The following is a 22,990-nucleotide window of genomic DNA, read 5'->3' as shown; positions in this document are numbered from 1 at the left end:
GTATATAATTTTTCTTTATTACCCGATTCACTACACAATCCAAAATTCAGTAAAATATATTACATATTGAGAAATAACAAAGATTAAAAAACTGTATTAACGAATTAAAAATAACTTCTTACCTTAACTATCAAAATTTCAAGTCTGCTCACGAAGTCCTGCAAAAAATATTTTTTAATAATCAAATAGTGTAGCAGAATTTTCGAACGTCTAAATCCCACTTTATAAGAGTTAATTGAAGCCTTTGGAGACACAAACCTGGATTTATTCTTTCTCCTTATTTATTGAACTTCCCAAAGTTTTATATAACGGTTTTCGAGTAAATCTTCAAAATTTTCTAACCTCAGAAGAAAAAATTATCACTAATGCGATGTTTTATCCTTACTCTAATAGAAAAATTAAAGATAAGAATACCCAGACAAAGACAATAGTAGGAGTATCCTACGGATTTGAATCATTTGGGTAATTGATAAACAGGGGCTTTTTGATCATCAATTGTTCAATATGGGAAAACAAAAAATCTGAGCCAGAATGAGGTTCAATCTGACACAGATTTTACTTTGCACAACTAATCAAGTCTTAATGACTAAGAGCCATTTTTGATCATGTATTAAATTCAAATCTACTTATTATTACATGCCCAGAAAAATCTTTCACTTACTGAAAAGCTATTCCTGCATTACTTGTAAAGTCATTGTTTATGCTTTGTGAAATCAAGAAATGGAAAATAGTTGCGTCCATGCTAAGCAAAGTCCCTTTTTATAATGTTTTTTGTTTAGATTTCATATTCCTCCACCACTAACTTTTAAGAAAATATTTTTCCTCTTTCTCCTGATATCAAGAGATATTAAATATTATTGAATTTTTCGTTTTCATGCTGAGATCATAGCCACATAACTCTTTAAAATATGTTCTATAATCATTTTCGGTGATTCGAATGAGTTCATTGCTTGAAAATTCTTGAATTTCACACAATTCCACTAAAAGATTTAACTTTGCATCAAGCCCAAAAATTTCCAGAAAATCTTGCCAAAATGTTGTTTTTGAAATATTATCAGTCAGCTCTATCAGTCTGACTATCTGTTTATTGACATACTCTCGCATTTCTAATGTATCTCTGCAAGACTCACCCAATTCTTGCCAAAAATAGTTAGTATATTCTTTTTCTGTTGCGAATAGAAGCATATTTATTTCCTTTTCCAAACTTTTAAAATGTTATATTCGTTACCTTCCAGCTACCTATTATTTTCACTCCCACGATATTTTTACGTTCTCTATCCGTTTAAAGAAACTGTACAAGCCTAAAAGTAGGTTTTTCGTATAGCAATCAGGTGAATATCGTTATACACTTAGACATGTAAAAATACACTGAACCTTTGAAAGAACCACTACCATATCACTGATTTTACTTTAAACAACATAAACAACTGTAATGATCGTTTACTATGCGCATTAAGCATTAATTTTGTTGCTAGAGAATCCACTTATTTTGGCCTCCTAGCACTATGCAATCTTCTGAGGTTACTTTCTCTTCCTTATAAGAATCACTAAGAGTAATAGTATAACAAGAAAAATCGAGACTAATAACCAGTAATTAGTTTGGCTAGGAATAGTTATATCTTGTCGATTAAATGTCTTAGATGTCTGATCATCTACCGCAAATGTTCTCGTCCACTCCCATTCCAGTTCTCCAGAATTTGCTTGTAGATGAAGAACATAAGTACCTGGAACAAATGACTCACCATTCAAAGGAATTGGAAAGGCAAAATTGGAGTGTGGCGCCATTTGCATTCCTGATGCCTCTGTGGAATAGAGGCGTTCTGTTTGATCTTCATTATAAATTGAGGCAATAACCTGTAACTGATTAACAAACGTCCCCGATTGATTCTGGATCTGAGCACTGAACACATTTCTAAAGTTTAATTGATCCGCATAGACAGCTAAGAGATCTAGCTCGGGAGAAAGTTGCTCCCGCTTATTCGATACAACGAGGCCCATAACATAAGACAGTGTGTTCTCAATAGCCATTGATTCTTCTGACAAATGCTCGCTATCTTTGATTTCTTCCACGCGAATTCCTGCTGCTAGAACACCTTCAAATGGTTTATCTTCTGGTAAGGTCAATAAGAGATCTACTTGTTTCGTCTCCCCTTCACTAAGAGTAATCTTGCCATCACCTTGAATATAATCAGCCAAAAAAAATGGTAGGGTGTCATCTGGGACATCGGCGTCGCTACCATATTCCACTACACCACTCACATTTGTAAAAGCTGTATGTACGGATATTGATAAGTTGATCTCTTCATCAGACATATTTCGTAACTCCAAAGATAACGTCTGGCTTTCTCCAGGCTCAAGATTCAGATCAAAATAGCCTACCTCAGAATTCACTTGATTTTCACTCAGAATCGGTCTAACTGAAAAACCAGCAGATTGATCAGCAAAAGCAACTGGGCAAAAAAACAGGGTCAATATAAAAATTACCACTATGTACATCATAGTTTTCTTACTGTCAAATAGTATTTTATTCATAACGATCTTCCTCTCTATATTCCACGGGGATTGCCTTCATTTCTTTTGCTACTACCATTAGTGCCAAATTCCTACCCAGCATAGCAAAATTCATGAATCATATACGCTCGATTTGTGCATGGGACGATGACCAAACTGACCATCATGATTACTAATGAGGAGCAGTACCGCCAGATTCCTCTCGCTTGTAATCCTCGCAAATGGCCAAACAGAAAAATAGCCTAACAACCAAAATGATTTCCTATTGGATGTTAGGCTGTTTGAACATCTGGTGAAGTACGCATCCAGTTGATTTCTATCATTGAATGACATTATCAGGGACCGATTGAAGAATCCACTCCAAGGTGGTTTCATATGTTCCAGTTTGACGTTCCTGTTCGGACTCTAAGTGCAGTACAACACTCTCAGCCGCTTGGTCTGTTGTACCAAAGGCAAATAGCCAAGTTTCTAATCCCGATCCTGCTTGTGCCTGAGCGACAGTAGATGAAACACCCGGAAGGAGCGAGAGTTGTTCTGAATGGGTAGGCTGATTTTCTTGACCGGATGCTGCTATTGCTTGAATATGATGAAACTGCAAAGAAGCGCCAGCTAAAACATGCCCTGTTTCGCTATTCTTAAACTGTTCTCGTTGTTTCACAGATAAGCGCCACCCATCACTTTGATTTCTTCCACGTCTATCAGAAACTTGCACAAAATTTGCACGTGTTTCATTTGCTGTTGTTCTTAATGGTTCGGCGTATAGTGTTTCCGGTGCAAAATACGATATTTCTTGATCCCCAAACTGAATCGTAGGAACAAAATCAATGCTTAAAAATCCTTGATTTTCTGGCAGATCTGGCATCACCTCTGGATGCAATTCTTCTTGAGGATTCTCTGGATCTTTAGGTGAGACTTGTAACGGCCTTATTGTTACTGGAACGGTGTAATCCATTTGAGCGTATTGCCCAGAGGATAACTTTTCTTGCACTCGAACAACCATGGATGAATCTCCTGGCTGATTCGTATCAGGCATTTCAATGATCTCCGCTATAGAAACGTACCCTTCAGCAATGTCAAAATCAAAAAAACTTTCTGCTACTACCAATAACTCCTCTTCAGAAATATATTGCCAAACCTCATTGTTCAGCAACGGCTTCAACTGATTGATCACTAACGGTCTTAGGTTAGTTGCTGTCACTTCATAAAATGCACTATTTTTATGATTCGTGTGATCTGTGCCTACATTTTCTTCTGCTTCATCTTGCATAAGTACATTCCATTCTAGATTAGAGAAGCCAGCTAAGGCGCCATCAAATTCCTCTCCTGATGAAAACAAGTGCGTCGCGCTGACGATATCACCAACCGATAACTGCAGACGTCCATTTTCTCCCACCGCATTTTCAAAATCTTGTTGTGCTTCGGCAGGTGTTTGCTGAGTAGACAACGTAAAGTCAAAAAAATGTTGGCCTTGGTTTACAAGAATAGTGGCGGAGCCTGAGTATGCATGAAGTGAAGCAAACTCTTGATTTGGCAACTGTTGGATCATTGGTGTAGTTGGATTTGTCCCACCGCGTCCTGGCGATAGGGACAGTTCGGGGCCCGATTCTCCAACGTGATGTGTAAAAGCGGCTATTGTTCGCCACTCCTCGAAGTTATTCGCCCATGTTCCACGTAAACGTATTGTGTTGCCCCAACGAACGGAAATGGGAATGCGGACAGATAACGTATGCACCGTTCGATATGTAATGGTCACATCTTTAAATCGATCACCTATATAAAGATAGGGGGATGAATCAATGTAAGTAACATCGTACTCCCCTGAAGACAACAAGACACCATCTGCCGTTACCGTATGAATCGCACTGCCTAAATCAATGTCTTGGGTTCCCTCTCCTAGAAGGATTGTCTGGGGCCTTACTTGTGCTTCAAGATCAATTGTTTCTTCCCAAACATATACGCCAGGATTCGCACCATTATATCCAGACATAAATGCAGTTGAACTAGCAAATGAAACAAAATTAGTTGAACTAGCCAAACTATCTTGAAGTACCCAACGCCCCGTATAGGTTTCCGTTGCCGGTATATTGGATAACCAGGTACCGTTAATTCTTGTTCCGGTACCTAAAGTGAGTTGCTCGAAAGATGTCGCTCTAAACATGTTAATAACCTGGATACTGCGATGCCATGAACTTATATCTAGTTTTTTTAAATTGGACATTTCAGCAAACATTGTGGTAGTACTGGTAACATTGGACATATCCCATTGACTCAAATCTAATTCTGTTATACTACTTGCTCCTTGAAACATTGAGTTCATATTTGTTACATTAGCAGTATCAAACTTTTCAATCCCTTGTATATTTTTCAATTGAGTTAATCTCAAAAACAAGCTTGTAGCACTACTATCCAGGATGACTCGATCTTCAAGAATTATCTGTTCAACATCAGTATAGGTTTTCCAAGGCGCTAGTCCGGTCAACCCAACCTCGCCTCCCCTGAGAACGATTGTTGACGATACCAAATCATAGGTCCATGGAACTGTCCCCCATACGCCAGTGATCAACTGACCTGCGGAAGAGTGGTTTTCAGAAGAAACCGCATTCTCTTCTTGCTTGCTTTCTGAAGTGTCCCTACCACTATCACTGGGAGAAACCGCGTCATCTCTTGCCACTTTATCGCTTGATTGTATTTCATCTTCCTCATTATGATCACTACTTTCCTCAACACTATCTTCCATGAAAGAATCGCTAGTTTCCTCATAGACTTCGTTTATAGATACTGTTTGAGCAAAAGTTAGCAATGGGGATGAATGACTGATTAAAGAAAATATCGCTATTAAAACTATGAATTTCTTCATTTTCTTCTCCTCATATTTCAACGAAATAATCTTCTTACAAATATTGTTGATCTCATTCATATAAAAGAGACCAACAATATTCTGCCAATACGTTTTTCGTTGTTCTTAAATAACAGGGGCCAGCGAAGAAGGGACATTGCTTAGACTCCAATTCAATTCACTTGTGAATTGGCCGTTTGCTCGTTCTCCTGGAATTTCTAAAACAATATTCGGATTCACCTCACCATTTAACGTTCCCCAGGTAATCGAATTCCATCCACGCCCGTTAAGCACTTCTGCACCCATAAGAATTTGGCTGCCATGTTCCGCCGAAATAGTGACAGGATTTGAGTGAATAGCAACCTCGGAATCCCAAGCTTGAGAAAGTCTTGGGTTACGAAACGTAATGGATGCACCATTCAATTGCACATTATTATCATTGATAAATGGTGTTACTTGTTCAACTCTCAATGTCCATCCTGTTGATACATCACGAGTATCACGAATTTGAGCAAAATGTGGACGCAAAACTTCTTCCCCAGAATCGTCATTCACTTCAAAGGATTCTGCCTGGGCCTCAAATTTTAATAAACCTGTTGAGTTAACATTGTCGTGGATCCCAAAATTTAAAGTGGGCACGTAGGTTATGGAAAATTCCCCGGTTTGTACTGGGGGAATGATAATTCCAGGACCTGGGTCTGGATCTGGATCAACCGTATCAACATCATCAATTATCGAAAGAGTTACTTCTCCTTCTGTTTCTGCATTTCTTGTTATTTGTTCGGCTGAAGCTGTAACAACATTTCCAAACAATAGGCTGCTAAGTAATCCAAGTGCTAAATACTTCTTTTTCACTTCTTTTTCCTTCTTTCCTTTTCTTTAATAGGACAAAAACGATCAACAAGATGCCTCCTAAAAAGACATTATGTGTTTCTGTTGTAGCCATTAACTTGGGAAACCTTCCTGGCTTCTTGTATGAGGGGATTTCTTGAATGTCTGCCTGACCTCCATTTGGTGGCTCCGGTTGTATTTCGTCTTGAATGATATTCTGAAAGGTAATCGAACTATTCGATTGAACCGTTTGGGCAGAAACAGTTGGGACAAAAATCCACAATGCTAACAAACAAAACCAAATACATTTCCTCTTTAATAATTGCACATATAATCACCCCTTTTTGAACTTGTGAAAATAGTATCAACCGCATTAAAATTCTACGTTTCCCCATATTTCGTTGGTGTTGGATCAGGTTTTTCTTTAGGGACATACACACTCGTTAAACTAATTATTCGACCTGTTTCAACTTTTTAATTTTCTTGTATAACAACTGATTTGTCTCATAATTCTTCGATTTTGAGAGAGGAACAAAAAAGACATCCGATCCGATCGAATGTCCTAGAAAAGTTATCAGATTAGGTTTTCTATTTTAGAGAATACATAACATATGTTTATTCTAAAAAACGAAGGTTTTTGATACTTTTGTCTGTAAGTTTGTATGCATACCTTTTTCTTACATGATTAAGGTTACATGATTTTTTGGTCAAATTGGAATCAATATTTTCATATGAAGATGAAATAAATGAAAAAAAACACTTGTTAATACCTTTAACGAGTGTACGGAGATTAGAGAAATGGTTTTCGATACGGATCAATTTTTCTTTCCAGATTCCGCCAGCCATGCTCATCTGGGACAGTTTTTAATAACAAGTAATCAATTTCAATAATATAGTCTAAGAAGTATCGATTATAGTTTGTGACAATCAAATCAATATGATCGGCATTTAACATTTCTTGTATCAGATGTTGTAACGGCAAAAAGGTCAACGTGTGCTTTGTGCCAAACTGCTGCATTGCACGAGTTCGAGTCTGTTGGCAGATGAAATAATCACCTTCTAAAAGAAAGTAAATTCTTTTAGAAGGTGATTAAAATCAAAAATCAAATCGCTGTATATCCTTAAACTCACACAAATATCTACAAAATTAGTTAATAGAAATGGGTTTGAAGAATCAGTTCTGATCCAACAGTTTCATAAATTATAAAGCCAATAATTCTTATGTAAACTAAAAAAGGGAATTACAATCGTTTGTAACACATTAAACATGCATACACAAACTTTCAAAAGGTCCCATTTTCAGTTGTGAATTTAGTAAAAACCTAAACTCTATATTGCTACTACTCTATCTTTATGATAAAGTCTGAAATACTTCCCCGAGTAGTCATTCTAGAATCTCTTCAAACATTTATGCACGTTATCTAACACTTTATTCTATAAAATGCATTTATGCAAGTGATTCATGTAGAAAACAATACTAATTTATCGTGACTAAGGTATTAAAAATCTATAGAATCAGTTTAAATGCTTAGCAATTGTTTATAATTTATGACTGTTTTTTCTGAGGTATCAGTCACTGCTGCAGTCGATAAGGTGACAACTGCAGAGTTTCCTAGTAGCTTTATAATTGTTCCAACTACTTGTTTTTTTCTATATTTAAATAAGACTTGTTGATCTTTATGAAATTCTTGTCCTTCTACTGAAGGTTCTTGTGGTTTCCATTGTGAAAAACTCATTCTTTTTCCTCCTTTAAAGTATGAAAAAACCCGCCTCAAACATGTTGAGACGGGTTAAAAAGACATTTTTTTATGCTTTGTAGATATTAACGGCTTGCATGCCACGTTGACCTTCTTCAGTATCAAAAGTAACTGCTTGACCTTCATCTAAAGATTTAAATCCATCCGCTTGAATTGCTGAAAAATGAGCAAAGACGTCTTGACCGTCTTCTCCTATAATGAACCCAAAACCTTTATCTGAATTAAACCATTTTACTGTCCCTTTATTCATACTATTTCCTCCTTGTACATCTCTGCGTATGCGTTTTGTTGCGATAAATGTTTGATTTGCAAAAGGAGAGTATAAATTAAGTATAGCACTCTTAATACGTTTCAAATTATATCACTACAAGTTGTATACCACATAATCAGATAGGATTGTAGTTTTTTTAAAAAAGGTATTTTTTTAAATTAAAACTTAAGAAAATGAGTTTTAACTCTAAAGATGTATTATCACAAATATAACATACTACTCAGTCTCCATCATCCGATTCATAAACCATTCTACTTGTTGGGGTGCATCGTGATCAAAGAACGCAGATTCTTCCCTATCTAAATCTGCTATTTTTTCAATGTCTTCATGTGAATGCTCAAAATCAAAACTCGCTATGTTTTCAGCCATTCGTTCGGGACGAACTGATTTTGCTAATGCGACAATCCCTCTATTCATCAACCAACGAAGGACAACTTGACCAACCGTCTTGCCATATTGTTTACCAGTTTCCGCTAATACAGGATTGGTAAATAGGTCATGACGTCCTTTGCTTTTTTTGATATTCGTCGAATTGTCTCCTCTTTGTTATTCCCATAATAAACCCTGGTCTTAGCTGCAGAGCAAGTGTTCTGTGGAAATTATTTGTCTATCATATTAAAGCTATCACAAGATAAAACGCTTATACTTTAGAATAGATTGTAAGTTTTCGTTTTTGCTCCATCAAAAAGTATGTCGATTCATCGTATTGTTATATGTATCTAATTTAAAGATACGATTTTTTGTATTTTAATATTCATTATGCTTAAATAATGCTAAAATAAAAAAACGAAGGGTACTAGGCGCAGTCCAGAAAAACTTCCCCAAGTTTTCTGTGCCAGTACTCTTCTTAGATTAATGCATGTTGCTTACTCAGCCTACGTTATAAAATCTTTTTTTGCAAGCAATATACGCCACTGTACTAATTATGATTATTTGTCTTTTGTTTATCTAAAATCAACAAATCACTGATATATTAACGTGTTAAGGTGTAGAAATAATATTAATTGATCAAGCAACGGTGCATAAATAATACTTAGGAATCCCTTACGTTTTTTCTGTTTTTACTTTTGTCTTCTTTAAAGTGCTATACTGGATAAGTATCATGAAAGTAGGTGTTCAAATATGAATACTAATTTTTACCCAGTTGAAGTTTTTAGTTCAGACTATCGTTTATATTCCTCAAAAGCAAAAACAAGTTTGTATGATTTTCAATCCAGACCGCCTTTGATCACCTCATTTGCCGTGTTAAATTTGAAAGAGTTGCGCAATATTCAACTCAAGTTATTTATTTACGATATTGATATCGAAAAATTTTCTACTTTAGAGGAAGCTAAATCTAGATGCAACTCTCTTATGTATAAATGATTTAACTAGCTGATTATAGCTAGTTTTTTTGTTTATCTGTTTCTAATAAACTAAAACTAAACCCAAATGTTCATCGTTCATCCGCTTGATAAAAAGAAATATCTAACGCTATACTTTTGATAATAGACTAAGACGTTGATAACTTTATCGAATGATACGAAAATATCTTCCGTCCGCTATTGGAGAGTCGGATAAAATATATTTTTGGATGGTTCCTTTAAAGAGTTTTTCTCCTTCACAACAACTTTTTAAGGAAGTATACACCTTTTTCGAACCATCCAGATAATAAACAATGATCCCTTGAATCTGATTATAATTAATCGGTGAACGTCGAGTGCAAGAAAGCTGGTCTCCTAACAATTTCACCTGATTAACTATCACTGGGTCATTAAGCCAATCCTTGTTAAGTGTCAATTTTACAATTAACTGATGAATAGCTTCTTTTTGCATTTTATTCCTCCATTCAAAAAATCGACTATCTATTTACTTATAAATAGTAAATCATCATATACACTAAGAATGTTCTCCATTGATTTCAGTTACTTATTAAATTTTTATAATTTATAACTGTTCTTTCTGTAGTATTCGTCACTTCTGAATGTGATAAGCTTACAACTGCTGAATTACTGAGTAGTTTTATAATTGTTCCTGCTACTTGTTTTTTTCTATATTTAAATAAGACTTGTTGATCTTTATGAAATTCTTGTCCTTCTACTGAAGGTTCTTGTGGTTTCCATTGTGAAAAACTCATTCTCACCCCTCCTTTAAAGTATGAAAAAACCCGCCTCACACACGTTGAGACGAGTTTAAAAGATCCTTTTATGCTTTATATATATTAGCAGCTTGCAAGCCACGTTGACCTTCTTCAGTATCAAAAGTAACTGCTTGACCTTCATCTAAAGATTTAAATCCATCCGCTTGAATCGCTGAAAAATGAGCAAAGACATCTTGACCATCTTCTCCTGTAATGAACCCAAAACCTTTATCTGAATTAAACCATTTCACTGTACCTTTATTCATACTGTTTCCTCCTTGTGCATCTCTACGTATGCGTTTTGTTGCAATAAATGTTTGATTAGCAAAAGGAGAGTATAAGTTTAAGTATAGCACTCTTAATACGTTTCAAAATATATCACTATAAGTAGTATACCACATAATTATATAGGAATGTAGTTTTTTGGAAATAAGGTATTTTTTTAAAGCAAAGCTTAATGACATGAAATTTACGCCTGATGCACATGGCAATTTTTGTCTATGTAAGTATCTCTTAAAAGCTCTTCCTATATCTACATAATAATATTTCTTAACCCCAAAAATAGAAGTAAACTAAATCTCCATACTTAAATGAATCACTAGTTTGCTTCTATTCTTTGGGATCAATCTTCGTTGAATTGTTTTTTAGCATGTCTGTTGTTAAATTCTTTAAGGTATCAAATTCACCCTGATACGTAGCAATTCTAACTACAAATTCTACAACTTCCTGATTTTCCATTTTTAGGGAATGGCCATTTAGCTTAAGAAAAACATATGCAGCTAAAAATGCTGTACGTTTGTTTGCATTATGAAATGGATGTTTTTTGATCAGGTTTATTAACAGGACTGCTGTTTTGCTGAACCCATCATGATATAAATCTTTTTCAAAAATATGTTGTTTGGGTTCATTAACAGCCATACTCAACGCATTTTTATCAATGATACCAATTGTTTCCTGCGGTGAATAATTCTTTATTTGAATGACATTTAATTTTACTATATCTTTTTCACTTAAATAGATCATCCATCAACGAGTTCCTTAAATGCAACATCACATTCAGATAGAGCTTGGTTCACATACATATCAATTTCAAGATCTAAATTGCTTTCTTCCTTCACGATCGCATCCATCATTTTGTCTTCATCAATAAAAATTGTATCTCCAGACTTCAAACCCTTTTGTAATAAACTTTCTTTTGATAAAGTTACAACTATTGAGTTACCTACTTCTCTAATCTTCCTTTTTTTAATATTCATATTATCAGCTCCCATATTATGTATACACCGTATATCCTAAACGCTCAAAAGTTTTTATTCTGTGTATAGTATCCCTTAGAAAGCACTGTGGCAAAGACGAGTACTACTTTAATGCATATAATAAGTTGGAAAACAAAGTTGTTAAAGCTTAAAAAATTAGGATGGAGACATTATGACAAAAATTGTAGATTTACAAGGTGATTCAAGAATCATGGGATCAATGAAACCGGACAGATTCGTGGCAGGTATTACTAAAATTGCTCAGTACCATTCAGCAACACCAAAAGGTGATGTGTGGGTATTTGAAAACCATTGGCGTAATTTAGGATGGGGGAACTAGAGCCTACCATAAAGTTATTTTGCATAACGGATCAGTTCAATTGTTTTATTGGGATAACGTGATTAAAAAATGGCGTAGGTGGATACGGTTGTTTAGCCATTGGACCGACAATAGACCGAAATCTGACATCTTATTAAAAGCGGACTTACAATTTTAATAAAAAAAACCGCTTGAAAAAAAGCGGATGTGCATAGTTACCAAGAGTAAAATCTATAGTTCGAAATTAAGCTAATATAAATTGACAAAAAATGCTTGCTAATGAATTTTTTTTAATGTAGGGTTATTATGCAAGGTGTATTAAAAAAGAAGAGTACTAGGCTAGAAAGTTTGGGGAAGTTTTGGGGGAAGTCTTTCTAAGCTTACCTAGCACTCTTCTTTTTTATCTTATCATTATTATTACATAATAGATATTATTAATTAAACTATCGTCCAATTTTTTTCTTACGACCAAATCCCTCTTATTCAGATTCGAACAGGAAGGATTTTATATTATCGTGGTTGGCTCTAACAATTAGATCAACAAATTTCTTGATAAGTGCTTTCCCTGCTAAAGATTAATGTGTTGTCCTCAAATAACGAACTATCGGTTGCATTTGTTTCTGTATCTCCTTTCTCAATCCAATTTGACCACTACCTTGCCATTAGGATGACCCTCTTTGACAAATGTTATAGCTTCGTTCACTTGTTCTAATGCGAACTCATGTGAATCAATTTTTGGTACGATATTTTCTTTTTCTACGATTTCTGATATTGCTCGTAATTGCTGCCCATTCGCTTGAACAAAAATAAAACAATACTCAACACCATGTTTCTTCGCTTTTTGATCTATCTTGGCGCCTGCTACTCCGAATACCAATTGTTTCCATTTTGGCATGTTTTGATTGACTGCAAATTGCTTATTTGGCCCTGCAATCAAACTAAGTAATTTCCCGCCAGATTTGATGATAGAAAGCTCCCGATCAATTTCTTTCGCGCCTAGCGTATCTATAACAAAATCAACTTTATCTAGAACTTCCCAATAGTTTTCTTTTTTATAATTTAAATATCGATCTGCACCTGCTTGGAGAATTCGTTCTTTTGCAGCTGCATTTCCTGATACAATGACATGTAACCCAAGATGTTTCGCAAGTGGCACTGCCATTTGCCCGAAGCTCCCTGAGCCACCAGAAATAAAAACAGATTGACCAGCTTGAACTTGTAATATTTCTGTCAATCCTTGATAAGCGGTAAGTCCAGTCAAAGGAACACCAGCCCCGGTAACAAAATCTAAATTCGTGGGTAAAAACCAAATTGCTGATTGATCGACTGCGACATATTCCGCAAATGCGCCAATTTTATCCACTGGTAATCTTGTATAGACTTTATCTCCTTTTTTAAAATTGGTTACTTCACTTCCGGCAGCTTCGATTATCCCCGTTAATTCATTTCCAAGTGTCAATGGTTTTGGGTAGTCTTGAATCAACTTTACAGCACCCGTAATATTTAAAGTTTCTAATGGATTGACTGCGGCCACTTTTACTTTAATTAGCACCTCATGCTTTGAAATTTTTGGAATTGGAATATCTGTAATTTTTACATCAATTGATTTGGAATAATGATTGATTTGCGCTGCTTTCATCTAAATTTCACTCTCCTATTAAAGAAACCACCAATATTTTTTTATTGATGGTTTCTTTTGTTGTCTAGTTCATTTCAGGATAATCGGCATAGCCAACTTCTCCTTGGTTGACATAAAACGTATTTGGATTCGGTGCATCTAAGGGATACTCATTTTTTAATCGTTCCACTAGATCAGGATTCGCCAAAGAGATGACTCCTACCGAAACAAGATCAGCTAAATCATTCTCTAAATCACTCGCTAAACTTGATAATGGGCGATATGGTCTGTTTACGATTAAAACACTGTCCCATAAATGGCTAATATCTTGTAAAAACGCTTCTTTTCCTACATGCAGTGGATTAAATAGCCGTTTACTCCATGAATTTCCACACCATCTGCTCCTGCTTCGATTGCTAAAGAGGCAGCATGACGGTACTCATCAATGATAGTAGGAATATCTTTTGTTTGTATGGCTTTCGGAACAGGAATATCTTGCATTCCTGTAAGTGTAAACATTTTTTCTTTAGGTGCGATTGCTTTTTTATGAGAGGGCAAGTTATCCGGGTGTGATATTCTCCCAACATACATTAATTGAATAAAAATTTTCCCACCTTTTGCATGGACTTCATCAATTATTGTCTTCCATGCGTTGGCTTGTTCGATAGTATAAATTCCTGCGTATTAAGATAACCTTGACCTATTTCTGATGGTTGTACGCCTTCAGTAATAATCAATCCCATTAAAGTGTGTTGTCCGTAGTACTTTTCTGCGTATTCTCCAGGAAGACCATCTTCTGTTGCGCGATTACGAGTCATCGGCGCCATAACCAGCCTGTTTTTTAATAGGATCTCCCCTAATTGATTTTCTTCGAATAATTTATCCATTTTGTTTTCTCCCTTATCTTATAATCTTTGTCATATTGGGTGAATTCCATCATTCAATACAAATTCGTTCTTTTCATTTACAATCCCTACGATATGATCACTTTCATATAGCTTGATCAAGAATTGTGCCATTTCCTTTGCTGTATGATACTGTTTCACACCCGTGCTATAGTCAAAACTATCAAGATTATTAGCTTTAGCAATAAATTCTGTTTCCGTGATTGCTGGTGTCAAAACTTTCGCTTTCAGTCGATGTCCTTGCAATTCTTTCGCTAAACCCTCGGTATAAAAGCTAACATAATAATTTGTTGCCGAATAAATGGTATTACCTAATGCAAGTATATAACCCATAGCTGATGAAACATTGATTAATTGTGTATTTTCTTTATCGGCATATTCTTGTGCAAAAAGAGTAGACAAAATAGTTACTGCATCAATGTTTACTCGTAACATAGATTCTATTTTCAGGAGGTCTTCATTAATGATTAAACCCGAATCTCCTAAGCCTGCATTATTAATCCATGTTTCAATATTATAGGATTTCAAGTCTTCATATAATTCATAGACCTGTCCTCGATCAGATAAATCGCTACTTTTGAGAACAATGTTAAGTGTATTATCTTCAAAAAGAATCTTTTCCTACAGTTCCTCTAATTTATCCATTCGTCTGGCTACTAATATCAAATTCTTTCCTTTTGCGGAAAATGCCAGAGCTGCTTCATAGCCAATTCCTGAACTAGCTCCTGTAATCACTGTAAATTCTATGTTTTGTGACTCCTTTAGAATATATTTTTTAGTGTTTGGTCAATAATTATATTTAATTTTTGAGAATCATTCGTTGTTTTTGCCAATACTCGAATACCAACTAATTCATTATGAAGATAGTATGCTAACGCTTGTATATTCGTATTTGGCGTCAATTGATTTTTCTCTTGCGCTTTCTCCAATATCTCAGAAATAATTTGAACTTCACGATCAAAATAATCTTGAACTTCTTTAGCTATACTAGGATCAATGTATGCTAGTTCGGTTGCAGAATTTACAATTAAGCATCCTGCCCTATTTTTCTCCGTCGAAAGAACGATTGAAAAAAGACCCTTTAAACGATCATATCCTGATATTCTTACAGATAACGTTTTTTCTATTTTACGAGAAATCATTTCTTCATAGCGCTTTAGGGATAGAACAAATAGATTGTGCTTATCGCCAAAAGTATCATAAATGCTACGTCGATGAATCCCCATTGCATCGACTAAATCCTGTATCGAAGTAGCTCCATATCCATTTTCCCAAAAGACATCCATCGCTCGATCTAAAACTTCTTGAGTATCAAACTCCTTTGGTCTCCCCATATTATCAACTCCTTTGTTTGTAATTTTCATTTGGTCCATTATTTAGAACGAGCCTTCTAAAAAATATCTAAAAAAGAAATCCTCTTTTCGAAATTATTAGAACGATCATTCTCGAAATAGCATAATTATTAAATTTTACAAAGTATTTTGTTTAAAACGCTAAATAAGCTTAATTTACTAACCCTTGTAAAGTAAAAAGATTATTTTGCTTCTCATGTAACCTAATAAACTCTTTACACTAACATTATTCCCATACAATCCATTTGCTATTTTCCACCAATAGAGACATAATTCTGAAGGATATATTTCATCCGGATCAGTTAGAATAAGCTCTTCCTAGTCTATTCCTACCCACATTTAATAAAATAGTATAGTATCTTAAGTAATCAACCTACAAACAAATAATACGTTGCGAGAAAAATATCAGGCTTGTCATATAAAGTTTTAACAGTAGCTTTTAAAACCATAAAGAAAATAGTAAAGAACGGAACTAAACTGAATCATACATAAGCAAAAATACTTTTTAATTTCTTTCTATTTAAGCGCTTACTACCAATAAGGAGATATAGAAGGTTGAATATGTTATACTACATAAAAGGAAGTGATCGCATGATTTACAAGACTGTAATATGGTTAGTGCCAGAAAATAATAGTTATGTTGGCTTCCATGAAGAAAGAATCTCATTCGTCAATTTAAATACAGAGGAGCTTTCCAATTTATATATCATCACTCGTAGTTATAAGTATCAAGATGTATTGCGTAGAATTTTTGATGAAAATATGAATCATAACGATAATGATGTTAGGTTTTATTTCTACAAAGATGAATATCTTGCTGTTAGAGTTCTTGATTGATTCTTATTTTCAATTCTCAAAAATTAAAAATACAAAAAAGAAAATGTTATTATAAAGACCAATTTTGCTCATTTATGAACAAAATACTAGCTTTCACTTTTTATTAATTTATTTTCAATAAATTTTGATTATTCTAAACAGCCTCTTCTCGAATACGCTTTTCAAAATCTACTATACCTTGGAATTAATTAATAGTAATCTGAGCACTAATGAAAGGAGACTATATTTAATGTACGTTGTAAAAGTATTGCATGGCTATATAACACCTAACGGGTACCGAACACTTTTTAAAAGCAAAGCAAGATTATTTCAATATAAATCTGAAGCAGAAGAATTTGCATCCAAGATAGGCGGAAGAGTAAATAAAGTAGAATAGTTGATTGGAAGTAGAGAAGTCATTTTTTCGCTAAAAAAATTTATATATTTCACTTGATTCACTCCACTTTATGTTAATATTTGCTTATTTTTACTTTTATGATTAACCTAAACTATATTTACTATGTCTTCAGAACCAAAATTTTATGGAATATCAAACCTTCACCAGAATTAAATGACAGAACTGAAGCTATAGTACTTTCTCTTATATTAACTTTTTCAATAAGTTTAGGCTATTCAAGATTGATAGAGTTAATTTGTATCTCACAGTCAAATTCATGCTTTAATTGAAATTTGTCATAATTTCCTTTAAGCAGTGTTCATTAAAGAGATGTATAATTAATACTCTGGTGCAGTATTCTAATTCTTCATTAGCTTTATCTGATTTATTATTTTATTTTAAAATTATACAAAGAGGTGACTTTATGTTAAAAACAAAAATTGATATTGTTTCACTAATGAAAAATGTATCCATACAAGCGGCTGATTCTTTCGATAGTACCTCAGTTATTGCAGAGTTCGAAACACCCATTGAAGTACTTGAGTTTTCAGAGAAAAAATTCAATTCCACATCCGAAGAATTCCTACAAACCTTCCATAAAATTTTCCAGGATGCCTATGTTACAGAACTCATTAAACAATTAAAAGATCAAAATGTTAGTTTCAAATATCTCTCTTAAAAATCAATTGAAGTAATACCTATAAAAATGTCTAAAAGAATGACCAGCTTGATATTCACAAGTAATTTTTTAATTATTTGTAATGGATTTTTAAACAATTAAGTTTTCTTAATTGTTTGGCAATTAATCTCTTCTAAGGTTAAGTTGAGTAAGGGGCTGGTTTCAAAAGCTGATTTTTCTCCTTGGATAAATTATTTTCGTCATGCTCTGTCCCATTCCAGCCTTCATCTGGCGAGGAAAGCATCAAATTATTCCTCGCTAGTCAAATATTTATATAAAATTATTTGATATTGCTTCTGATAAGATAAGTCTTTTTCAGAAATTCCAAATATTCTTTGCTAAGTAATAAATTGAAAACAGGTGCGTAATTTATTACTATATTTACTTTTACATTTTTTGTATTTTCGAAATAATTGGTTTCTTGTCAATACACACCAACGCTCTTTTAATCGCTCTTCCCTTAATAAATCCTCCCCATCCTGATTGTTCGTCCATGTTTCTTCCGGTAGCTTCCCGATAAAATGAATTTTTTCATGAAGAATCATATTGATTAACTGATTTTCTGACTCAAGAAGTAATCCCCAATGAATGCTTTATCTAATTCTAACAAAATTTGAATTTATGCATTTAACGCAATATGGTTCCTCCATTTTCAAAAAAATTATCTCGTCATTATAAACACGTTTAAACTCTCGATATAATTCTTCATAGTACAAGTTAGTTTTTTGATATTTTTAAGAATTATCGTCATGAACAACTCTTAGATCTTTATTTTTGTCGCGAATTGATTCCATGCTCTTCATTTTTAGCCACCTCTCAAATATTACTTAAGATGGATTATAGAAGATGATAAGTCACATTTAAACAAGTTATGGAAAAAAGGCGCTAAAAGAAAAGTGATTTTCTCTTAGAGCCTCTCAGGATTGAGCTGTTTTGACGAATGGTAAAGAATCCGATTGTATCTCTTTCATTTCATTTTTTTACACAAACATCTGATATTTAATACAAACACTTAAAAACATCCTTGTAGTTTTTTATAAAATATAGTAGCTTAATTTTTTGTACACAATCGTGTTGTCGTGATTTTGAAAATTAGAAGAATCTATTTTTATTTGTCAAAGTATCAAAAAATAGTTTTTTTATTTTCGTGGATAGCAAGAACCATTCTTTCCGACCATCTAACAAATTGACATCTTCGTGACCACTTTACAGATTATCTTTTCTACGTATAGAAGAGCATGGATTAAAACTTATTTATTAAATTCCTACTATTTGTGTTCAAATCTCCTGATAATAAGTACAGATTTTTGGGTAACTATTTAGAAACTCTGATCCTTTAAGCCCTTGATTTGAATATATTAGATACCGCCTCTCTTTTCTTCGTTTATCCGTTACTTGGTAAAACGCGTATCGGATCGATCAGCTGATCTTGGGGTAAGCTTGGAGACAAACTTACCTCAAAGTGCAAATGCGGACCCGTGCTATTCCCTGTACTCCCAATCGATGCCAAGATGTCTCCTTGAGACACCGTTTGACCCACAGCCACTAAGTTTTGATTGTTATGAGCATAAAGTGTGGTTAGTCCATTCTCATGCTTGATCGCCACATAGTTCCCCCATGATTCATGGTATCCTGAACTAATCACTGTACCTGCAAGGGTTGCATAAACAGGTGTACCCATCGGTGCCGCAAAATCCACGCCTCGGTGAAAATCATCTCCACGTGGGCCAAATGCTGAAGAGACAATCGGATTCATGACAGGGTAGATCATTTCTTCATTGCCTTCTAACAACGTTGCTTTTTCCGTGTCGTAGCTGGTAAGTGCGTATGCTTCAATAATCGCATTTAACTTCTCGCCATATTGTGTGTCCGCCGCATACCGTCCGTTTAAGAATTCCGTTGCATCTTCATAGGAGCCTGTTTTTGACTTCCATGTGCCTTTATAAAAATCACTATAGTGCGCTAAGCCCTCTTTCAACAGCTTTGCATAATCTCTGAAGCTTGCTTCATAGTCTTCATAGCAACGGAACGTCGCATCAATCGTATACATGTTACCTGCTCCATCGTTTTCTTGCGTCTTGAAGGTAATTCCATTTCCTTCAACCGTCCCTTTGATCCCAAAGAGATTATGGTAAGGCGCTTGGCTTAACTTACTTTGACCACTTGCAGATTCAAGAATCGCTTGAGCGATCATAACCGACCCGTAGAGGTCTTCTTCTAAACCGATTTTCCGTGCATCTTCGCCAATCTCTTTGATAAACTCCCACGTTTCTTTAAGAGGGGTGATTTCAATAGCTTTTGATTGATTGGGTTCAGCCGGAGTGCTCTCCTCAAATTCTGATAATGGCGGACGTTGATTTTCAACAGGCCCAGGGACAAGTGATTCCGACTTTGATTCATCATCCGTTGATTGATTTGGCTTAGGAGTAGGTGATGATTTCACTTCTTCTTTTGGCGAATCAACCGGTGTTGAATCTTCTGCTTGAGGCTGTGGATTAGGTTCTTCTGTTTTTTCTTCGGGAACAACAGGACCTTCTTCAATAGGTGGTTTCGCTGACTCTGTTGGTGTTTCTTCATGGGTTTCACTTGGTCGTGTCTCCTGGTCTTCAAGAGTACTCGATTTTTGTTCTTCGGTTGGTGTTTGCTCTATGGCATCCTCTGGACCAGCAAGTGTAGCTGAAACTGGAATAGTCGTTAAAAACTGGCTACAGACTAGTGCAAGTAAGATCCATGTTTTTGATTGTTTCACTAAAAAATCCTCCTTTTTCCTCTTTTAATCATACCGAAGATAAAAGGTATTATGTTATCAAATTTTTCGAACTCGAAAGGTTCAAAGTTTCAAATTAACATCTTATTCATTGTAAGGCTACACGTAAAGCATTTTACTCGATATAGTCAATTTTCAAATATTAAGTAGAAATTAATTAAATAAACGGAGCAAAATAAGAAAGAAATTCTAAACATGGTAAATTTTTGTAATTTATTGGCTATTTTAATTCTTCGAAAGTACCAAGAACTATAGTTTTTTTTAATCCCTACTAATCAGATATATTTCGACTTCTTTGGGTGGCAAATTCATAGTTAATTGATTATCGAGATAATTGGTCAAACGATTCATGTATTATAAAATGAAAATTTGTTTTGTTTTAATTCCATAGTTTCACTTTCCTAAAATCAGTACTTACGGTTTGTATGAGTTTTATGTATTTACCAAAAAGAATTGTTATACATATAAACCCCTTACATCCATATATATCCTCTTGAGCCAACTCTCAATAACATTTTTCTGTTTTTTTATTATAATCAAAACATTCATAGATAAGATCTATCTGCATACTACAAAAGTACTTTTAAAATGGCACTAATGAAAGCTTCTTTTATTTTTAATTAACTATGAAAAGCAGTCAAGGAAAATTTTCACATATTAATTCCAGCTGATAAATCACTTCATTGGCGATTCAAATCAATTTTTTAGCGAACTGTCCTTTTGTTGATTCATCAGAATTAATGTCTTTATTTCATTTGCATGAAATATAAGTTTGAAGGAGAATTTAATTAAGCAAAGGTTATCAAATCATTGAAAATAAAAAATTAATCTGGAAAAGAATTTACATTGCTTTGTCATAGAATTGTTTTTTAAACCACTTAGCATTTCCTGTTAACTAATAGCCAAAACCTCATTGTTATTTACTTTTACTGATTGATGGTTTGTTCTATTCATTGTATCTTGATAGAGTTGTTGTAATTTATACGTTAATATTTCTTCGATCATTTGATAGTCACGGTAAAACAAAGGGGGGTCAACTACACATATAGTTTCAACCGTATTTTTAAGTGATGGCATTGTGGTAATAACTAGGTAGTTATCTCTATCCTTTGGAATAGTTTCAGACATTTGCAAATTAAAATATTTATCAAACTGCCCTCTTAATCTTCTTTTCAGATTTTCCTGAACTAGAAAAGGTAAATCTGAATCAATGACTACATCGATTTGTGGTTCATAATCAGTCAAACGACCAAAATAAGAAAAGAGAGCCAAGTATTTTTTAACTAAGAAAGCTTCTTGCGCCAAAATTGTCTCGTTTTCTTCATGTTTCATCTCGCGAATAAACTTTAGAATCTTATTATTTAAATGTTGAAGTGCATCTGTATTCTCAAACGTTCCATATCCATCTGCGTCAAGAGGGACATTCGGAAAAATTTTAGATTGAAGGTGAGTACAGAAACAGTACGTGTAAACTAATTCAAGACTCTCTGGTGGTATTGAGAAAAATTCTTGTTCAAATTTATCTATCATTTGATTGGTTAATCTATAAATATCGGTATCATTTTTTTTATGATATTTTAGCACTCTTTTTTTTAATTTATCAGATTTATACATTCGGTGCTTAGTTTCCATTATCATAAGAATAAACAAAATTTCATTACTGTCAAAAATTTGATAGTGACGCATACCTTTAATGAGTATTTCTTCTTTACTGCTCAAAGATTTAATATTAACGTATTTTTCCCATTCAGGATAATGATCAATATACAATTTCTTACGATTACGAATCAAACAAATCGCCATGAAATAAGATATTTGTTTTCTTTGAATATTGGAGAAAGTTAAATCTAATTCTTGTTCGATTGTATCAATTGATTGGTACAATCGCTGTTCATCGATATAGTGAAATGGCCAACAATCATTTTTGTAGATTGACCAGAGAATGTTATAAATAAAGATCCTGATAGTTTTTTCTTCACCAACCAACGTTAATTTTTTAGAATCGACCTTAAGATCAAAAGAAGTCAGTAATGGCTCTATTTCTATTAATGCATTTTTTATTGCGTATATACTAATAAAATGCTTCTGAGAATATTTCTTGATTGGTTCGGTTTTTAATAAGCAAAGATCCAAAAGCAGTCTCATATTTTGATCATTGCAAAAAATATACAATTTAAATTGTTCTATTGAAGAGTCACTAAAGTCAAATTTAATACCTTTGAACTTTTCATAATGCATTATCAAACTTTTTTGTTTTTCCTCATTATATTCATTAACTAACTCTTCTAAATAGTGAATGTAGCGTTGGGCACTTCGGTTGCTAATATCCAATTCAGAACTTATTTTTTTTACCTCGAGCCAACTATTTTCAATTTGAAATAATTCAATTAATTGATAACTGATTTTATTTCTTTTTTCCAGTAATTGAAATAATTCTCTTCTCATACCCAACACTCCATTCAACATTCAAATTGCTTTCTTTATTGTTTAATTTTATTTATATCTTAAAATTCTTTGGGAAATTTTTTTCGGAAAATCAGTAATTATTATTATTAC

20 protein-coding genes and 5 pseudogenes are annotated in these 22,990 nt (G+C 34.0%); 4 read left to right on the top strand and 21 right to left on the bottom strand.

All coding sequences use genetic code 11. The annotated features are described in order from the left end of the window. Positions 1-228: 228 nt before the first annotated feature. Positions 229-466: pseudogene (locus A5883_RS19630) on the top strand (ISL3 family transposase); the annotation flags it as partial. Between the two features lie 371 nt (positions 467-837). Here A5883_RS19630 and A5883_RS18175 read toward each other — a convergent pair. The 14 genes and pseudogenes from A5883_RS18175 to A5883_RS18105 form a co-directional block, all read right to left on the bottom strand. After that, positions 838-1,185, bottom strand: a complete 348-nt coding sequence (locus A5883_RS18175; RefSeq protein WP_086339280.1) for a DUF7006 family protein — start codon at positions 1,183-1,185, stop codon at positions 838-840. A gap of 336 nt (positions 1,186-1,521) precedes the next feature. After that, the gene (locus A5883_RS18170) at positions 1,522-2,532 is read right to left on the bottom strand and encodes a DUF916 and DUF3324 domain-containing protein (protein ID WP_086339279.1); all 1,011 of its coding nucleotides are present in this window, start codon (positions 2,530-2,532) and stop codon (positions 1,522-1,524) included. 298 nt (positions 2,533-2,830) lie between these two features. Then, positions 2,831-5,368 (bottom strand): WxL domain-containing protein, encoded by a 2,538-nt coding sequence (locus A5883_RS18165; protein ID WP_176324030.1) that lies wholly within the window; start codon positions 5,366-5,368, stop codon positions 2,831-2,833. Between the two features lie 105 nt (positions 5,369-5,473). Beyond that, positions 5,474-6,202, bottom strand: a complete 729-nt coding sequence (locus A5883_RS18160; protein ID WP_086339277.1) for a WxL domain-containing protein — start codon at positions 6,200-6,202, stop codon at positions 5,474-5,476. Next, positions 6,168-6,506 (bottom strand): hypothetical protein, encoded by a 339-nt coding sequence (locus A5883_RS18155; protein WP_016620695.1) that lies wholly within the window; start codon positions 6,504-6,506, stop codon positions 6,168-6,170. Before A5883_RS18155 ends, A5883_RS18160 begins: the two co-directional genes overlap by 35 nt. 462 nt (positions 6,507-6,968) lie before the next feature. After that, positions 6,969-7,318: pseudogene (locus tag A5883_RS19765) on the bottom strand (helix-turn-helix domain-containing protein); the annotation flags it as partial. 380 nt (positions 7,319-7,698) lie between these two features. Continuing rightward, positions 7,699-7,914: a hypothetical protein gene (locus tag A5883_RS18145; RefSeq protein ID WP_086339276.1), complete on the bottom strand. Its 216-nt coding sequence runs from the start codon at positions 7,912-7,914 to the stop codon at positions 7,699-7,701. 70 nt (positions 7,915-7,984) lie between these two features. After that, positions 7,985-8,185 (bottom strand): cold-shock protein, encoded by a 201-nt coding sequence (locus tag A5883_RS18140; RefSeq protein WP_086339275.1) that lies wholly within the window; start codon positions 8,183-8,185, stop codon positions 7,985-7,987. 237 nt (positions 8,186-8,422) lie between these two features. Continuing rightward, positions 8,423-8,719: pseudogene (locus tag A5883_RS18135) on the bottom strand (aldo/keto reductase); the annotation flags it as partial. Between the two features lie 996 nt (positions 8,720-9,715). After that, positions 9,716-10,021 carry a hypothetical protein gene (locus tag A5883_RS18125; RefSeq protein ID WP_086339274.1) on the bottom strand — a complete coding sequence of 102 codons (306 nt, stop codon included), beginning with the start codon at positions 10,019-10,021 and terminating at the stop codon, positions 9,716-9,718. Between the two features lie 85 nt (positions 10,022-10,106). Beyond that, positions 10,107-10,322, bottom strand: a complete 216-nt coding sequence (locus A5883_RS18120) for a hypothetical protein (RefSeq protein WP_086339273.1) — start codon at positions 10,320-10,322, stop codon at positions 10,107-10,109. Positions 10,323-10,390: 68 nt separating this feature from the next. After that, positions 10,391-10,591, bottom strand: coding sequence for a cold-shock protein (locus tag A5883_RS18115; RefSeq protein WP_005237682.1), 201 nt, complete (start codon positions 10,589-10,591; stop codon positions 10,391-10,393). A gap of 343 nt (positions 10,592-10,934) precedes the next feature. Then, positions 10,935-11,348 carry a type II toxin-antitoxin system death-on-curing family toxin gene (locus A5883_RS18110; RefSeq protein WP_086339272.1) on the bottom strand — a complete coding sequence of 138 codons (414 nt, stop codon included), beginning with the start codon at positions 11,346-11,348 and terminating at the stop codon, positions 10,935-10,937. Next, the gene (locus A5883_RS18105) at positions 11,345-11,581 is read right to left on the bottom strand and encodes an AbrB/MazE/SpoVT family DNA-binding domain-containing protein (protein WP_086339271.1); all 237 of its coding nucleotides are present in this window, start codon (positions 11,579-11,581) and stop codon (positions 11,345-11,347) included. Before A5883_RS18105 ends, A5883_RS18110 begins: the two co-directional genes overlap by 4 nt. 172 nt (positions 11,582-11,753) lie before the next feature. Here A5883_RS18105 and A5883_RS19320 point away from each other — a divergent pair, with 172 nt between their 5' ends. Continuing rightward, positions 11,754-11,921 carry a hypothetical protein gene (locus A5883_RS19320; protein ID WP_176324029.1) on the top strand — a complete coding sequence of 56 codons (168 nt, stop codon included), beginning with the start codon at positions 11,754-11,756 and terminating at the stop codon, positions 11,919-11,921. Between the two features lie 613 nt (positions 11,922-12,534). On the opposite strand, the gene A5883_RS18100 is transcribed toward A5883_RS19320, so the two are convergent. From A5883_RS18100 to A5883_RS18085, 5 genes and pseudogenes are all read right to left on the bottom strand, one after another. Continuing rightward, on the bottom strand, positions 12,535-13,539 hold the full coding sequence (locus A5883_RS18100; protein ID WP_086339270.1) for an NADP-dependent oxidoreductase: 1,005 nt from the start codon (positions 13,537-13,539) through the stop codon (positions 12,535-12,537). Positions 13,540-13,603: 64 nt separating this feature from the next. After that, positions 13,604-13,726, bottom strand: coding sequence for a hypothetical protein (locus A5883_RS19620; protein WP_254907905.1), 123 nt, complete (start codon positions 13,724-13,726; stop codon positions 13,604-13,606). Positions 13,727-13,866: 140 nt separating this feature from the next. Then, a pseudogene (locus tag A5883_RS19615) lies at positions 13,867-14,345 on the bottom strand (oxidoreductase). A gap of 90 nt (positions 14,346-14,435) precedes the next feature. Then, positions 14,436-15,170, bottom strand: a pseudogene (locus A5883_RS18090) (SDR family NAD(P)-dependent oxidoreductase). Positions 15,171-15,184: 14 nt separating this feature from the next. After that, positions 15,185-15,796, bottom strand: a complete 612-nt coding sequence (locus A5883_RS18085; RefSeq protein ID WP_254907904.1) for a TetR/AcrR family transcriptional regulator — start codon at positions 15,794-15,796, stop codon at positions 15,185-15,187. 570 nt (positions 15,797-16,366) lie between these two features. On the opposite strand from A5883_RS18085, the gene A5883_RS18080 reads away from it, so the two are divergent. Together A5883_RS18080 and A5883_RS18070 are read left to right on the top strand one after the other, a co-directional pair. Continuing rightward, positions 16,367-16,612 carry a hypothetical protein gene (locus tag A5883_RS18080; RefSeq protein WP_042890047.1) on the top strand — a complete coding sequence of 82 codons (246 nt, stop codon included), beginning with the start codon at positions 16,367-16,369 and terminating at the stop codon, positions 16,610-16,612. Positions 16,613-17,412: 800 nt separating this feature from the next. After that, positions 17,413-17,667, top strand: coding sequence for a toxin-antitoxin system, toxin component (locus A5883_RS18070; RefSeq protein WP_086339268.1), 255 nt, complete (start codon positions 17,413-17,415; stop codon positions 17,665-17,667). Between the two features lie 1,384 nt (positions 17,668-19,051). Here the strand turns inward: A5883_RS18070 and A5883_RS18065 are convergent. Together A5883_RS18065 and A5883_RS18060 are read right to left on the bottom strand one after the other, a co-directional pair. Further along, complete coding sequence (locus A5883_RS18065; protein WP_086339267.1) at positions 19,052-20,416, bottom strand: peptidoglycan DD-metalloendopeptidase family protein; 1,365 nt, start codon at positions 20,414-20,416, stop codon at positions 19,052-19,054. 909 nt (positions 20,417-21,325) lie between these two features. Then, the gene (locus A5883_RS18060; protein ID WP_086339396.1) at positions 21,326-22,879 is read right to left on the bottom strand and encodes a helix-turn-helix domain-containing protein; all 1,554 of its coding nucleotides are present in this window, start codon (positions 22,877-22,879) and stop codon (positions 21,326-21,328) included. Between the last annotated feature and the right edge of the window lie 111 nt (positions 22,880-22,990).

Origin of the sequence: Enterococcus sp. 5B3_DIV0040, from assembly GCF_002140755.1 — a bacterium.
In the GTDB taxonomy this organism is placed as follows: domain Bacteria; phylum Bacillota; class Bacilli; order Lactobacillales; family Enterococcaceae; genus Enterococcus_D; species Enterococcus_D casseliflavus.
The sequence above is the reverse complement of the archived record's forward strand: the minus strand, read 5'-3'. Positions and strand labels throughout refer to the sequence as shown.